The sequence below is a fragment of the Dietzia maris genome (assembly GCF_036287335.1).
Taxonomy (GTDB): domain Bacteria; phylum Actinomycetota; class Actinomycetes; order Mycobacteriales; family Mycobacteriaceae; genus Dietzia; species Dietzia cinnamea.
The window spans coordinates 2939172-2954062 of record NZ_CP143053.1; the positions used below are offsets into that span (position 1 = coordinate 2939172).

The window sequence follows — 14891 nt, forward strand, 5'->3', positions numbered from 1 at the left end:
CACCATGGCCGTCCGTCCCATCGTCATCCTCGGCGATCCCGCGCTCCACGCGCCCACCGAACCCGTCACCGAGTCCCCCGAGGAGATCGCGGACCTCGTCCGGGACCTCTACGACACCATGGACGCCGCCAACGGGGTGGGCCTGGCCGCCAACCAGATCGGCGTCCGCAAGCGCGTGTTCGTCTACGACTGCCCCGACCTGGACACCGAGGACGGCGAGGGCGTCTCGCGCGAGGAGGTCGAGGCGCGCGGCGGCTGGCTCAACCGGCGCGGCTGCGTGATCAACCCGGTCCTGGAGACGTCCGAGATCCCCGAGACCATGCCGGACCCCGAGGACGACCTCGAGGGCTGCCTGTCCGTCCCGGGCGTCAACTTCCCGCGCGGGCGTGCGTGGTGGGCGCGCGTGACCGGCACCGACGAGCACGGCGAGCCGGTGTCCGTGGAGGGGTACGGCCTGTTCGCCCGCTGCCTGCAGCACGAGGTCGGCCACCTGGACGGCTTCGTCTACACCGACCATCTCATCGGGCGGAACCGCAAGGCCGCCAAGCGCCACATCCGCGACGCGGGCTGGGGTGTGCCGGGCCTGAGCTGGGATCCGGCCACCGACCCGGACCCGTTCGCCGACGAGGAGGACTGGGACGGCGACGACGACGAGGTCGTCACCGACCATGGCTGAGCAGGACCGGGGTCTGTCGGGTCGGTCCCGGTGGAACTCCGGCCGCCGGGTGGCGGTGGGCGAACGCGTGGTCGTGCGTCGCCATCTGGCTCCCGGTGAGGCCTCGCACCTGTACACGGACGTCATCGGTCACGTGGTGGCGCTCGAGCCGGAGCTGATCGTCCGCCGGGAATCCGGCGAGGAGCTGCGGATCCCCGACGCGGACGTCGCCGTGCTCAAGGTCCTGCCGCCGCGGCCGGTGCGGGCCCGCGACGTCCGGGCGCACGAGTACGCGGGTGCGCTGGCGTGGCCGTGCCCCGAGTACGAGCTGGTCGACGGCTGGTTCTGCCGCGCCGGCGACGACTGGTCGTATCGCGGGAACTCGGCCGTGCCCGTCCTGCCGTGGGCCAGTTGCGAGGACCTCGACGGGGTGCGCGACTGGTACGCCGCCCGCGACCTGCCGCTGCGGCTGGTCGACGTCGACCGGCTCGTGAAGGTCGAGCGCATGATGCTCGACGGCGCGCCCGTGGACCCCGCGCGCATTCACGCCGACCGCGACCTGTTCCTCTGCACGGCCGACAGCGAGGCGCTGCTCGCCGTGGTCGACTCCGCCTTCCCCGCCGACACCCGGCCGGGCGTGACGCTGGCCGACCGCCCCGACGACGACTGGCTGGCCCTCTACCACGCCACCGCGGGCCTGGACCCCGAGCGCGTGCGGCCGGCGATGCTCGCCACGGCCGGCATCCGCACCGACGGACCGGACAGCGGCGATCCCGGCCCCGGCGGCCACGTCGTGTTCGCCCGCCTCGAGTCCGGCGGCGAGCTGGCCGCCATCGCCCGCGGCGCCGTCACCGCCGGCCCCGACGGGCAGGCGCGCGTCGCGGTGTCCTGCGTGCAGACCGCCGACGCCCACCGCCGCCGCGGCCTCGCCGAGATCGTCACCGGCGCGCTCGTCGACTGGGGACTCCGCCTGGGCGCGCGGGAGTGTCACCTGCACGTCTTCGCGGACAACACCGCCGGGCGCGGCCTGTGGGCCAAGCTCGGTCTCGAACCGCACCATTCGCTGCGGCACCTCGTCGTCGTCGACTAATCCCCACCTCCCACGGTGACGCCGCCACGCGGCGCGCAATAGACTCGCAGCCATGCGCCTGGCCACCTGGAATGTGAACTCGATCCGAGCCCGCAAGGACCGCGTGCTCGCCTGGCTCGACCGGTCCGACGTCGACGTCCTGGCGATGCAGGAGACCAAGTGCAAAGACGAGCAGTTCCCCGAGGAGGACTTCCGCGAACTGGGCTACGAGGTCGCCCACCACGGCCTGAGCCAGTGGAACGGCGTCGCCGTGGCCTCCCGCGTCGGGCTCGAGGACGTGCGGCTGGGCTTCGACGGCATGCCCGGCTTCCACAAGGACCCCGAGCAGTCCCAGGACCCGGAGGCGCGCGCGATCTCCGCGGTGTGCGACGGCGTCCGCGTCTACAGCCTCTACGTGCCCAACGGCCGCGAGCTGTCCGACCCGCACTACACCTACAAACTCGAGTGGCTCGCCCGCCTGCGTGACCACGCCGCCGCCGAACTGGTCGCCGACCCCGACGCGCAGGTCGCGCTCGTGGGCGACTGGAACGTCGCGCCGCTCGACGAGGACGTGTGGGACATGGAGGTCTTCGAGGGCAAGACCCACGTCTCCGGCCCCGAGCGGCTCGCCTTCGCCGCCTTCGACGGCGCCGGGTTCCGCGAGGTCACCCGCGAGTACACCCCAGGGCCGGGGGTCTACACGTACTGGGACTACACCGGGCTCAGCTTCCCCAAGCGCAAGGGCATGCGCATCGACTTCCAACTGCACTCCCCCGCGCTGGCCGCCCGCGTCACCGGCGCCTTCATCGACCGCGAGGAACGCAAGGGCAAGGGCGCCTCCGACCACGCACCCGTCGTGGTGGAACTCGACTGAGATGTCGACGTTCCAGCTGCGGCACTACATCGACCGGCTGCGCGCCGAGGGCTTCACCGTCCGTGACGATCACGGCGAGGACCCCGACCTCATCGACATCAACGGCCGCGCGGTCGACACGTGGCGGGAGAACTACCCGTACGACGAGCGGATGGACCGCAACCAGTACGAGGTCGAGAAGTACCTCCTGCAGATCGAACTGCTGAAGTTCCAGCGCTGGCAGGCCGAGTCCGGGCACCGGCAGGTGATCGTGTTCGAGGGCCGCGACGCCGCCGGCAAGGGCGGGACGATCAAGCGGTTCACCGAGTACATCAACGTCCGTCAGGCCCGCGTCGTGGCGCTCATCAAGCCCACCGAGACCGAGCTGCACCAGTGGTACTTCCAGCGCTACGTCACCCACCTGCCCAGCCGCGGTGAGCTGGTCCTGTTCGACCGCTCCTGGTACAACCGCGCCGGCGTCGAGCGGGTGATGGGGTTCTGCACCGACGAACAGTACGAGACGTTCATGCAGCAGGCGCCGATGTTCGAGAAGATGCTGGTCGAGTCGGGGATCGGGCTCACCAAGCTGTGGTTCTCCGTGACCCGCGAGGAGCAGAAGACCCGGTTCGCGATCCGGCAGCTGGACCCCGTGCGCCGGTGGAAGCTCTCCCCCATGGACCTGGAGTCGCTCGGGAAGTGGGACGAATACACCGAGGCCAAAGAGGAGATGTTCCGGCGCACGGACACCGATTGGGCGCCGTGGACGACCATCAAGTCCAACGACAAGAAGCGGGCCCGCATCAACGCGATGCGCTACTTCCTCAACCAGTTCGACTACCCGGAGAAGGACCACCAGGTGGTGTTCGAGCCGGACCCGCGGATCGTCCAGCGCGGCAAGGACGCCGTCGGGGACTAGCGGAGTGAGCGCCAGCGCACGAAGCGATGTCTCCGCGCGCAGACGCCGTCGGGGACTGATTGCTCGCGCGGGAATGTCTGGGCGCCGCGGGGCCTTGCACGGGGTATGAGCCATTCCAATGATCCGGCCGTCATCGAGCGTCTGCTGTCCCAGAGGGGGCGGTGGGCCGTCGTCGGTCTGTCCTCGAACACCTCGCGCACCGCGTACCGGATCGCCGCGTTCGTCCGGGACCTCGGTCACGAGATCGTGCCCGTCCATCCGAAGGCCGAGACGGTCCACGGTCAGCAGGGGTATCCGGACCTGGCGTCGGTCCCCGGCGAGATCGACGTCGTGGACGTGTTCGTCAACTCCGAGCTCGCCGGGGGCGTGGTCGACGACGCCATCGCCAAGGGGGCGAAGGCCGTCTGGCTGCAGCTGGGCGTGATCGACGAGGCCGCCGCGCAGCGGGCCGAGGAGGCGGGCCTCGACGTGGTGATGGACGCCTGCCCGGCGATCGAGGCACCGCGCCTGGGCCTGTCCTGAGGCGTACGGGCGCGCCGCCGACCCGGCACCGGGTGGGCGGCGCGCGTGCTCGGGCTGAGCGTTAGTAGCCGCTCGAGGCCAGGCCGACCATCGCGAAGATGAAGATCAGGTACAGGATGATGAGGACCGCCACGATCGCGAGCGAGATCATCCCGAGCCGCTTGGCGGTCGCACTGGCGGCCTCGGCCTCGGCGTACCGCCCGGCGGCCCAGAGCGGGTAGACCTCCAGCGCCCGCGTCATCGCGATGAACGACAGGGGCCAGAAGAACAGGATCGAGGCGACCGCCCACCCCACGTTCGACGGCGGCCCGGGGCGGGCACCGGGAGCCGCGGCGAAGCCGCCCGAACCGGAGTACGCGGGCGTCTGCGAGCCGTAGCCACCCTGCCCGTAGGAGCCCTGCCCGTACGCCTGCTGCCCGTACGCCTCCTGGCCGTAGCCGCCTGTCCCGTACGAGCCCTGCCCCGCACCGGACTGGCCGCCGTATCCGGATTGTGCGGAGTAGTCCGTGTACCCGGACGAGGCGGTGTTGTCGGCGTTGTCGGCGTTGTCGCCCTGCGGCGGGTAAGTCATGAGGGTCCTGTTCGCTGGCCGGTCTTCCGCCGCCCACACTACGGATCGGGTCGGACATCCTCCCCCGTCGTGGCGAGCATCCTCCCCGCCGTGGCGAAGCCGGCCGTGGTGCGCGCGGCGTGACGCGGCGTGTCAGTTGGGGGCGACGAGCAACTGGTACTCGGGGAACCGCACGAGGAAGCGGCGCACGTAGCTGCACACCGGGCGGATCTTCAACCCGTCGAGCCGCAGGCGGGTGAGGACCAGGCTCACCAGCAGTCGGGCGATGCCCTGCTGACCGAACCGCTCCTCGATCACGGTGTGCAGGAGGATGTAGACGTCGCCGTCCTTCTCGTACCCGACCAGTCCCATGAAGGTCTCGCCGTCCCACAGCTCGAAACGGTCTCTATCGGTGTTGTGGACGAGCTTGAGCGAAGTTCCGCCGGTCATCTCGACTCCTTAGGGCCGACCGAGTATCGATTCCGACCCTACCCCTGAAGGGCGGCCCAGTCCGGCGCATCGCGAGCGTGAATCCGCGGGCGCCCCGGCGCGGGTCAGAGGTCGCGGCGCGGGTCAGGCGTCGCGGCGCGGGTCAGGCGTCGCGGCGCAGGGTCATCACCAGGCCCACGGCCCACAGGACGACGCACACCGCGGCGTAGAGCGCGAACGCCGGCCATTCACCCCAGGTGATGTAGCCCTTGGCCGCCTCACCCTGGGTCCAGTAATCACCGTTAGCGAACGGCATCCATCCCGCGAGGTCCTCACCCACCCTCGGAATGAGCGACACCATCCCCTCCAGCGCCAGAATCCAGACGAGGAACAGGGAGATCGTCCCGGCGGCGTTGCGCATGATGTACGCCAGTCCCATGACCGCGAGAGTGCCGAGTGCCGCGTAGACGGGGAAACGCCAGAGGTAGGTGAGTCCGTCACCGGAGAACGGCGTCCACGACTCGTTGCCGGACAGCGCCCCCGCCACCAGCAGCGCGACGATCACCGAGACGGCGGTGACGACGATCGACAGGATCGTGAACAGCACGGTCTTGGCGACGATCGCGGGCCAGCGCGACGGCGTCGTCAGGTAGGTCGCCTTGGCGGTGTGGTAGCGGTACTCGCCGGTGACGCCGACGATCGCGGCGATCCACACCAGCAGTACCGTGAACGCGCTGACCCCGAGGATGGCGAACAGCGGGTCGCTGCCGCCGCCGGCCTCACCGGCGATCGGGTCGGTGGCGGACTGGTCGAACTGGCCGATGATCACGGCCAGCAGGACGGCCAACGCGATACCGATCGCGTACAGCCAGTAGGCGCTTTTGGTGGTGGTGACCTTGATCCACTCGGACTTCAGCAGGTTCATCGGGTGGACTCCTGACCGTGGTACTCGACGTCCTGGTCGGTGAGGGCCATGAAGGCCTCCTCCAGCGACGCCCGCTTCTCGTGCAGCTCGTGGACGGTGATGCCCAGGCTGGCGGCGAGGTCGCCCACCTGGGGGGCCCGCAGGCCGTCGATCAGGAACACGCCCTGCTGGGGGTCGAACGTGGCCTGGACGTTCTCGGAACGCGCGGCCTGGGTGAACTCGTCGACGTGCGGCGTGCGCAGGATGACCGAGGACTTGGCGGCCGAAAGGAACTCCTCGACCGAGGTCTGCGCGCGCAGCTTGCCGCGACCGATCACCACGAGGTCCTGGGCGGTCTGCGCCATCTCCGACAGCAGGTGGGAGGACACGAGCACCGTGCGGCCCTCGGCGGCGCGAGCGTGCATGAAACGCCGGATCCACAGGATGCCCTCCGGATCGAGCCCGTTGACGGGCTCGTCGAACAGCAGCACCTCGGGGTCACCGAGCATGGCGGTGGCGAGGCCCAGTCGCTGACGCATGCCGAGCGAGTACCCGCCCACCTTGCGGCCGGCGACGTCGCTCAGGCCCACCAGGGCGAGCACCTCGTCGACGCGGGTCGCGGGCAGGCCGGCCGCTGCGGCGATCATCTTCAGGTGCGCGGACGCGGAACGGTTGGCGTGCGTCCAGGAGGCGTCCAGCAGACACCCGACCGTGTGCGCGGGCTGCTCGAGTTCGCGGTACGGCCTGCCGTTGACGAGCGCCTCCCCTGACGTCGGATTGTCCAGACCGACGATCATGCGCATCGTCGTGGACTTACCGGCACCGTTCGGGCCGAGGAAGCCGGTGACGACGCCGGGGCGGACGGTGAAGCTGAGGTCGTCGACGGCGAGGGAGCCGCCGTAGCGTTTGGTGAGATTCCGTACCTCGATCATGGCCACCAGTGTGCCTGCCGCAGACCCGGCGTCGTGTGTCCACCTACTCAGCCCGCGTACAGCAAGAGCAGGTCTAGGCTCGTGACCATGGACGATGTCACGCCCGAACCGGACCGCCGGCTGCCGGCGGTCCGCGCCTCGGACGCCGAGCGGGAGGCGACCGCTCAGCTACTACAGGAGTCGTACTCGGAGGGCCGGTTGACCCTCGCCGAGTTCGACGAGCGGACCGCCGCGGCGTACGGCGCCCGGTTCCGGTCCGAACTGCTGGAGCTGACCCACGACCTGCCGGTCGCGCACCATCAGCTCGAGTCGACGTTGGCGGAGCGGCCGCACCGCGCACCCGAACGGCGGGTCACGGGCGGCAGCGGGCCCGCCACCTCCATCGCGGTCATGGGCGGCGTGGAGCGCACCGGGTCGTGGACCCTGCCGGCCGAACACACCGCGGTCGCGCTGATGGGCGGTATCGAGATCGACCTCAGGCGCGCGTCGCTGCAGTCCCGCGAGACCGTGATCCGGGCGTTCGCGATCATGGGCGGTATCGAGATCAACGTCCCGGACGACGTCCACGTGGAAGTCGACGGGATCGGCTTCATGGGCGGTTTCGCGGAGGAGTCGGGCCGATGGAAGCCCGATCCCCGGCCGGTCCGTCAAGCGCCGCCCGGCGCTCCTGTCCTGAGGATCACGGGTCTCGCGCTGATGGGCGGGGTCGAGGTACGCCGAGTACCACGCGTCGAGCAGTGATCCGGCGGGCGGAGCCCCGGGCGTCTCAGTCGATCGGCGGGCTGGAGGCCTGCGCCCAGAAGCGCTTGGGGATGCGCCCGGCGACGCGGGCGGCGTACCCGGCGCGGACCGCCTCGCGCATCGCGGCGGCCATGAGCGGCGGGTTCTCGGCGCGGGTGACGGCGGTGGCGAGCAGGACGCCGTCGCAGCCGAGCTCCATGGCCAGGGCGGCGTCGGAGGCGGTACCGATCCCGGCGTCGCAGATCACCGGCACCCCGGCGCGCTCGACGATCATCTCCAGGTTGTGCGGGTTACAGATCCCCAGGCCGGTGCCGATCGGCGCGCCCAGGGGCATCACGGCCGCGCAGCCCACATCCTCCAGTCGGCGGGCCAGGACGGGATCATCGGTGGTGTAGGGGAGGACGACGAATCCGTCGTCGACCAGGTCCTCGGCCGCCTCGACGAGTTCCAGTCCGTCGGGCAGGAGCGTGCGCTCGTCGGCGATCACCTCCAACTTGACCCAGTTGGTGCCGAGCGCCTCGCGGGCCAGGCGGGCCGTCTTGACCGCCTCTGAGGCACTCCGGCACCCGGCGGTGTTGGGCAGCGGGCGGATGCCGAGCTCGCGCAGCAGCCCGAGTAGTCCGAGGCCGTCCGAGCCGAGGCGCAGGTCGACCTTGCGGATCGACACGGTGGTCAGGGCGGTGCCCGAGGCGATCAACGCCTCGCGCAGGACCTCCTGGTTGCCGGCACCGCCGGTGCCGGTGATGAGCCGGGAGCCGATCTCCTCACCGGCGATGACCAGCGGCGAGTCCAGCACCTCGGCGACGCGCGCCCCGTGGTCGGGGGCGGCGGGCGCGTCGACGGGGCCGGGGGCGGCCTCAGCCACCCTGGACCGCCGTGAGGACGTCCACTTCCGCGCCGGCGCCGAGCGGGGTGTCATCCCAGCTCGAGCCGGGCACCACCATGCCGTCGACGGCGATCGCGACGCCCTCGTCGGGCAGGTCCAGCTCGGTGACGAGCGCGCGGACGGTCGCGCCATCGGCCAGAGTACGGTCCTCACCGTTCACGGTGACGATCATGGGGGCCTCCTGCTTCACTACTGCGACTTACGCCCCCACCGTAGTCGTCACCCGCCGACCGGGGCTCAGGCGCAGTCGTGTCTCGTGGCGAGCCAGCGCTCCGCCGCGACGGCCGCGTCGCCGGTGGTGGGCTCGTCGGGCTGGATAGAGGTGTCATCGAAGAGCTGGCCGGTCCGGTCCCGCACCTTCGCCACGGTGAGGACCATCTGCGCCCCGTCCGGCATGTCCACCACGGTGTTGGCGGTCGTGTAGCCCGCGGTCGGCGCGCCGAAGCTCCGGGTGTCCCCGACGCCCCGGAACGCCACCATCGTCATCTCGCCGGAGCTCGCGGTGGCGCCGTCCACGAGGACCGCGACCGGGAGTCGGTGCTTACTGACGCCCTCGACGCCGACCGGGCTACCGCCGCCCCTCACGCCGTTCCCGTCGATCGTCACCGGCCGCTCGTCGTGGCCGGTGACGAAGTGCATCGCGGGGCCGTCGGGCAGGAGAGTGGACAGCCCCGCGACCATCGGCCCCATGTCGCCGCCGCCGTTACCGCGTAGGTCGACCACGACGCCACAGGCTCCGTCGTAGATGGCGTTGTGGAGGCCGTGGGAGAGAGTGTCGGCGTACGCCTGCGCGTCGTTGTCGGCGTGGTGCGCCCGGACCGTCGCGGTGACGACCCGCCCCTCGAGCGTCACGTCGGGTCGCTCCACCGGCCCGGCGAGATCGGCCCGCCGCTGTTCGGGCGTGATCATTCGCGAGTGCTTCCCACCGGCGGCCCTGAGTGCCTCATCGAGCTCGTCGTGGATGTCGGACACGTCGTCGGTCTGTTCGGCCGCCGCCATGGCGACCGTGCGTGCGTGGGCGAACTCCGGCGAGGACGCGTGGAGGCCGCGCTGCTGGGCGATGTCGAGAACCGCCCCGGCATAGCGCTCCGGCGACGGCGGGACGACGAAGATCGGCCGACCGACGATCGACGCGCCGTATCGCGGTCCCCACACGTATAGCGCGGAGACGATCGCCAGGCCCAGAACGAGGACGCTGACCGCACCGCCGATGAGGATCCTTCTGCCCATGAGCGGTCACCGTAGTCACCGTGGGCGCCCCCCGGCCCGCCGGGCCCGACCCATCCGCGAGGGTCAGACCCGGGCGAAGCGGTCGGGTACCGCCGCGCCCGCCGCCCCCGGGACGGCCCGCCCCAGCAGCGTCGCGACGACGGTCGCAGCGGTGACCGGCGTCAACGCGATCCCGTTGCGGCCGTGCCCGGTGGCGTGGACGATCCGCGGGTCGCGGGGGTCGGCCCCGAGGATCGGCAGATTGTCCGGCGACATCGGCCGCAGCCCGGCGATCGTCTCGGCCAGCTCGTACTCGCCTATGCCGGGGAAGATCGTCTCGGCGTCGGCGAGCAGGTCGCGGACCCCGGCGACGGTGACCTGCCGGTCGTCCCCGTGCTCGTACTGGGTGGCGCCCACGACGAGACCGCCGGCGCGCGGCACCAGGTACAGCGGCCGGCCCCGGACGAAGGCCCGCACGACGCCGCGGGGCGGATCCTCACACCCGGGGCGGGACCGCAAGCGGAGGACCTCGCCCTTGACCGGGCGCACGGGCAGGCCCGCCAGGTCGGCGGAACCGGTGCCCGCGGCGAGGACGACGCGGTCCGCGTCGAGGTCGTCGAGAGAGGCGACGGCGCCGCGCACCCACGTCACTCCCTCGGCGCGACAGGCACGGGTGAGGGCGGCGAGCAGGACCCGGTTGTCGACGGCGCCCTCGGAGTCCATCCGGTAGGCGGCGCGGGCGACCCGGGCCAGGGACGGCTCGGCCTCCCGGAGCTCGCGGCGGGTCACGCGACGCAGATCGGCCTCGGTGACGCCGCCGTTGGTGCCGGCCGGGTCGGTGCCCCGTGTCGGGTCGGGCTGGCTGGCCGCCCACTCCATGGCCATGTCGAGGTCCCGGGCGTCTGCCTCGTCGACCGCCAGCATGTGCGTGTACCCGGCCGTGCGGACGGGCGGACCGGGTGGGACGTGGGGGGCGAGCGCGTCGAGGAAGCCCGGCCACCTCCGGAGCGAGTCCACGCCGAGCGCGAACACCGCCTCCTCCCCCGGCCACGCCTCGCTGAACGGGGCGAGCATGCCGCCCGCGACCCACGCGGCGCCCGAGGTGGGGACGCCGCCGGGCCCGGAATCGTCGGGCTCGTGGACGACGACCTCATCGGCGGCCCCGGACCGGGCGATCGCCCAGGCGCAGGCCAGGCCGATCACCGAGCCGCCGACCACCACGACCCGCCCCGCACCGATACGGGCGGCGGGCGGGGCGGGGTCGACGGTCATGGCGGCCAGCCTAGTAGGGGCCATCACCTACCGTTGAACCCATGACCGCCCGCGCCGACCGCCTCCGTGCCCGCCTCGCCGACGCCCGCCTCTACCTCTGCATCGACGCCCGCCGGCACCTCGACGACGACGCCCGCGCGCAGGGCTGGACGGGCGACTTCCCCGCCCTGCGCCGCGACGTCACGGCCGCGTTGACAGGCGGCGTCGACATCGTGCAACTGCGGGACAAGAACTCGGCCGGCGACCGCGACCTCGGGCCGCTGGAGGCGGGGCACGAGCTGCGCGCGCTCGCGGTGATGCGTGAGGTCTGCGACGCCCACGGTGCGCTGCTCGCGGTGAACGACCGGGCGGACGTCGCCGTGGCCGCCGGCGCCGACGTGCTGCACGTCGGGCAGGACGACCTACCCGTGGAGTGGGCGCGACGGATCGTCGGCGACGACGTGGTGATCGGCCTGTCGTGCCACGCGACGGACGAGGTCGACGCCGCGGCGGCGGACCCGGTGGTGGACTACTTCTGCACCGGCCCCGTGTGGCCGACCCCGACCAAGCCGGGCCGCCACGCCCCGGGGCTCGAGCTCGTGCGGCACGCGGCCGGGCTGGGCGGCGGGCCGGCCGCGGCGCCCAAACCGTGGTTCGCCATCGGCGGGATCGACCCGGAGACCCTGCCCGAGGTGCTGGCCGCCGGGGCGAGCCGCGTGGTCGTCGTCCGCGCGATCACCGCGGCCCCGGACCCCACCGCCGCAGCCCGCGAACTCCGGGCCGCCCTGGCCTGAGCGCCCCGCCCCGCCCCACCCCGCCCGGCGACCCGGCTAAGGCGTCGCCGCCTGCGGGGCCCCGCTTCCGGCCCCGGCGGCAAAACCCTCGGCGAGCGGGTCCGCCGCGGTCAACTCCTTGGTCAGCGTCCTGCGCAGAACCTGCCGGGGCTTGCGGTCGAGCGAATCCCCACCTCGTCGTCGTCCCCCTCCCCCGGCCTGGCCGGTGCGCCCGGCCTGCCCGGTCGGGTCGTCTCCCGGCTTGCGTCCCCACGAGTCGGGCGCCAGCCCCGGCACCAGGGTGAGGGCCTTACCCAGCCCCCACGCCGGCCACTCGACGCGCGCGTGGTCGACCTGCACCCTCGCGCGGCGGCCGCGCAGCACGAGGGTCATCACGCCGTTGTCGAACCACACGCCGTCGGACACCCGCCACCGCACCTCGGGGTCGCGCACGCCCACCGCCCGCGCGAGGCGACGCGTCAACGCCGGCAGGGGCTCGCGCACCGACAGCCGGTTCACCGCGCGGATCGATTTCTGCAGCGGGTTGCGGAACGGCGACATCACCAGCTGGTGTACGCGCGTCGGCGAGTCCGCCACCCGCGGCGCGGTGAGCTCCACCTCCTCGAGGTACGAACAGTGCACGTCGCCGCCGAGCAGCAGGATCGACGCGGGTGCCGGACGCCCCTCCCCCGCGGCGACCTCGGTGAGCAGTCCCACGAGGTCGTCGAAGCTGTTGCGGAACGCGCCCCAGTGCTCGAGGTCCACCGCGCGCCGGGCCCACTCCCCGAACCTCGCGGACACCGGCATCTCCGGGCGATGGCGCGCCACCGCCTCGTTCCACCCCTCCACGTGATGCAGCGCCGGCAGCATGAACGCGGGCAACGACGAACCGATCACCAGGTGGTCCACGTCCGCGTCCAGGCACGCGTCCCGCGTCCACGCCCACTCGTCGGCGTCCATCACCCGCCGGTCCTCCGGATCCAGGTGCCGCGACGCCCGCACGTCGAGCATCACCACCCGCACCCGACCGAAGTCGCGCTTGTAGCTCCACTGGACCGTGCCGCGCTCGGAGTCCGCGGCCACGGCGAAGTCCTCCAGCAGGCGCACGCGCTCCGCGTCGGAGGCGGCGCCCCGCAGGGCCTGGTACGTCTCGTTCGCCTCGAGCTCGTCCGGCGCGAGGTTGCCGAGGTGCTGGTAGACGAAGTAGCTGGAGAACGCCCCGATCACGCGGTCGCGCCACCACGGCTGGGCGGTCATCTCGCGGCGCCACGCGAACGACGAGTTCCAGTCGTCGCGCAGGTCGTGGTCGTCGAGGATCATGCAGCTCGGCACGGTCGACAGCAGCCAGCGCACGTCCGGGTCCCGCCACGACTCGTGGTAGAGCCAGGAGTACTCCTCGAAGTCGCAGATCTCGTCCGAGACGTCGCGGTCGCCGCCCGCGCCCGCCGAGTCCCGCACCGACTGCGGCCCCAGACCGGCGTCGCGGCGCTCGGCGAGGCGCTCGGTGATCTCGCGGCTGGGGATGTCCGCGTACACCTGGTCGCCGAGGAGCAGCATCGCGTCCGGCCATTCGCGGCGCGGCGTGTGCGCCATCCGGTGCGCCAGCCCCACCAGCGCGTCGGCGCCGATCTCCCGCAGCGCCTCCGGCGTCTGGCTCTCACCGCGCCGGCACGAGCCGAACGCCAGCCGCACGGTGTCGTCCGCGCGGGGCGTGCAGATCACGCTGGGCCTTCCCGGGTCGAGCGGCCAGACCTGCTCGCCGTCGAGCTCCACCGTGTACGGCGTCTCCTCCCCCTCACGCAGGTGGCACAGGTGCAGCACCGCGAAGTGGTGGCCGTGCACGCCCCAGGTCCGTTCGGTGGCCACCTCGTCCCCCGCGCGGATCGTCACCTCGCACGGGGCGGAGACCTCGACCCACACCGTCGCGTCGGTGCTGTCGACGTACCGGAGCAGCGGGCCCAGGACGAGCTCGGGCGTGCGGGCGGATGCGGTCATGCGCACCAGTGTGCACCCGCGCGGCGCGCGGACGGGACCGGTCCGTTGAGTGGAACGGGGCGTGTCACCCGAGGAGCGCGCGGCGCGTCATCCGAGGAGGGTCCGGGGCCCGACGACGAGGACGTTCCCCGGCAGCCTGTCCCGCAGTCCCCGATCGGCCGTGACCACCACGACCCGTCGGGGCCCGCCATCCAGCTCGGTGGCCAGATCGACGATCGCGTCGTCACCGGAACCCGGCGCGCGGTGCACCACGAACGGGCCCGAGTGCTCGGCGGCGCGGGCGGCACCCTCGATCACGGCGTGCGCGCGGGCGACCCAGCCGAAGGCGGCCGCCGGGGCGGGCGGCTCGGCCGGGGCCGGTCGTCCGGTCTGGGAGGGTCGTCCGGTCGACGCGGGCAGTTCGAGGGTGCGGGGCATCCCGGCGCCCAGTTCGTCGAGCAGACGCCCGGTGGCGCCGGCCCGGTCCCGCCACCAGCCGTCGGGGCGCGAGCCGAGCACGTTGGCCACGTCCACCACCAGCTCGACCGGCTCGGACCGCAACCCGTTGGCCCACGCCTGGGCGAACGCCGGCATGAGGGGCAGCTCCGCCACCCGCGTCTCCGGCACCCAGCGCAGCTCGAGGCTCTCGTTGTTCGGCACCGTCTCCAACGCGTGGGGCGCGTCGGCGATCACGGTCGTGTACGTCCACTCGACCGAGTCGGTGGACTCCTGCACCAGCGGCGGGAACGTGCGGGGGCGGCGGACCGCCCCGGCCGCCCCGGCCGCCGCGTCGGCGCCGTGGGCCGCGTCGGCGCCGGACTCGTCGAGTTCCTCGTCGTGCTTCTGGTCGGGGCGCAGCCGACGCAGCATCTCCGCGGCGTGGCGCATGTCGAGGCCGGGTCGGTGCCAGACGGTGCCGGGCATGCGGGAGGTCACGACCTCGGCGCGGACCACGACGTCGGCGGGCCGGATCTCCGCCTCCTCCTCCGTCTCACGCAGCGCGGCCCGGGGTGCGTCCTCGTACGAGTCGCGCGCGCCGCCGGGCAGGGCCCACGTGTCGCCGGACGCGGTCCACACCGCGCGGTGCTGCAGCAACACCAGCGGCGTGTCGGGGTCGGTGGGATCGGCGGCGCGCAGCAACAGTCCGGCGGCGCCGAACCGGCCCCACCGGCGATCGCCGCCCGCGGACACCACCCAACCGTTGCCGTCGCCCTCGCTCGCCGTCAC

Annotated in this window: 17 protein-coding genes; 7 read left to right on the forward strand and 10 right to left on the reverse strand. The window is 72.6% G+C overall.

The genetic code is table 11. The annotated features are described in order from the left end of the window. The first annotated feature begins 4 nt into the window (after positions 1-4). The 5 genes from VYL96_RS13670 (at position 5) to VYL96_RS13690 (ending at position 4015) form a co-directional block, all read left to right on the forward strand. A complete protein-coding gene (locus VYL96_RS13670) occupies positions 5-676 on the forward strand; it encodes a peptide deformylase (protein WP_131885418.1) in 672 nt (223 codons plus the stop codon). After that, positions 669-1745, forward strand: a complete 1077-nt coding sequence (locus tag VYL96_RS13675) for a GNAT family N-acetyltransferase (RefSeq protein ID WP_109148789.1) — start codon at positions 669-671, stop codon at positions 1743-1745. The genes VYL96_RS13670 and VYL96_RS13675 overlap by 8 nt, the downstream gene beginning before the upstream one ends. Positions 1746-1797: 52 nt before the next feature. Next, a complete protein-coding gene (locus VYL96_RS13680; protein ID WP_063973757.1) occupies positions 1798-2598 on the forward strand; it encodes an exodeoxyribonuclease III in 801 nt (266 codons plus the stop codon). A gap of 1 nt (position 2599) precedes the next feature. Next, complete coding sequence (ppk2, locus tag VYL96_RS13685; RefSeq protein WP_131885420.1) at positions 2600-3493, forward strand: polyphosphate kinase 2; 894 nt, start codon at positions 2600-2602, stop codon at positions 3491-3493. 105 nt (positions 3494-3598) lie between these two features. Then, positions 3599-4015: a CoA-binding protein gene (locus VYL96_RS13690; RefSeq protein ID WP_131885421.1), complete on the forward strand. Its 417-nt coding sequence runs from the start codon at positions 3599-3601 to the stop codon at positions 4013-4015. Positions 4016-4076: 61 nt separating this feature from the next. Here the strand turns inward: VYL96_RS13690 and VYL96_RS13695 are convergent, their stop codons facing one another. From VYL96_RS13695 to VYL96_RS13710, 4 genes are all read right to left on the reverse strand, one after another. After that, on the reverse strand, positions 4077-4586 hold the full coding sequence (locus VYL96_RS13695) for a CD225/dispanin family protein (RefSeq protein WP_061915306.1): 510 nt from the start codon (positions 4584-4586) through the stop codon (positions 4077-4079). Positions 4587-4718: 132 nt separating this feature from the next. Continuing rightward, complete coding sequence (locus tag VYL96_RS13700) at positions 4719-5015, reverse strand: GNAT family N-acetyltransferase (protein ID WP_007627316.1); 297 nt, start codon at positions 5013-5015, stop codon at positions 4719-4721. A 142-nt stretch (positions 5016-5157) separates the two neighbouring features. After that, positions 5158-5919 (reverse strand): ABC transporter permease, encoded by a 762-nt coding sequence (locus VYL96_RS13705; RefSeq protein WP_007627314.1) that lies wholly within the window; start codon positions 5917-5919, stop codon positions 5158-5160. Further along, positions 5916-6830, reverse strand: coding sequence for an ABC transporter ATP-binding protein (locus VYL96_RS13710; protein ID WP_063973888.1), 915 nt, complete (start codon positions 6828-6830; stop codon positions 5916-5918). Before VYL96_RS13710 ends, VYL96_RS13705 begins: the two co-directional genes overlap by 4 nt. 87 nt (positions 6831-6917) lie before the next feature. Here VYL96_RS13710 and VYL96_RS13715 point away from each other — a divergent pair, with 87 nt between their 5' ends. Next, positions 6918-7571 carry a DUF1707 SHOCT-like domain-containing protein gene (locus tag VYL96_RS13715; RefSeq protein WP_063973889.1) on the forward strand — a complete coding sequence of 218 codons (654 nt, stop codon included), beginning with the start codon at positions 6918-6920 and terminating at the stop codon, positions 7569-7571. 25 nt (positions 7572-7596) lie between these two features. Here the strand turns inward: VYL96_RS13715 and thiG are convergent, their stop codons facing one another. From thiG to thiO, 4 genes are all read right to left on the reverse strand, one after another. Beyond that, positions 7597-8367: a thiazole synthase gene (thiG, locus tag VYL96_RS13720; RefSeq protein ID WP_063973891.1), complete on the reverse strand. Its 771-nt coding sequence runs from the start codon at positions 8365-8367 to the stop codon at positions 7597-7599. A gap of 61 nt (positions 8368-8428) precedes the next feature. Next, positions 8429-8629, reverse strand: coding sequence for a sulfur carrier protein ThiS (gene thiS, locus VYL96_RS13725; RefSeq protein ID WP_131885422.1), 201 nt, complete (start codon positions 8627-8629; stop codon positions 8429-8431). Between the two features lie 65 nt (positions 8630-8694). Beyond that, entirely contained in the window at positions 8695-9687 is a 993-nt protein-coding gene (locus tag VYL96_RS13730; protein ID WP_131885423.1) for a S41 family peptidase, read from the reverse strand. A 63-nt stretch (positions 9688-9750) separates the two neighbouring features. Further along, positions 9751-10938 carry a glycine oxidase ThiO gene (gene thiO / locus VYL96_RS13735; RefSeq protein ID WP_131885424.1) on the reverse strand — a complete coding sequence of 396 codons (1188 nt, stop codon included), beginning with the start codon at positions 10936-10938 and terminating at the stop codon, positions 9751-9753. 41 nt (positions 10939-10979) lie between these two features. Here thiO and thiE point away from each other — a divergent pair, with 41 nt between their 5' ends. Beyond that, on the forward strand, positions 10980-11711 hold the full coding sequence (gene thiE, locus VYL96_RS13740) for a thiamine phosphate synthase (protein WP_131885425.1): 732 nt from the start codon (positions 10980-10982) through the stop codon (positions 11709-11711). A 36-nt stretch (positions 11712-11747) separates the two neighbouring features. Here thiE and VYL96_RS13745 read toward each other — a convergent pair whose 3' ends face one another. Both VYL96_RS13745 and VYL96_RS13750 read right to left on the reverse strand, forming a co-directional pair. Then, positions 11748-13685, reverse strand: a complete 1938-nt coding sequence (locus tag VYL96_RS13745) for an alkaline phosphatase D family protein (protein ID WP_131885427.1) — start codon at positions 13683-13685, stop codon at positions 11748-11750. Between the two features lie 87 nt (positions 13686-13772). Continuing rightward, positions 13773-14891, reverse strand: coding sequence for an NUDIX domain-containing protein (locus VYL96_RS13750; RefSeq protein ID WP_131885429.1), 1119 nt, complete (start codon positions 14889-14891; stop codon positions 13773-13775).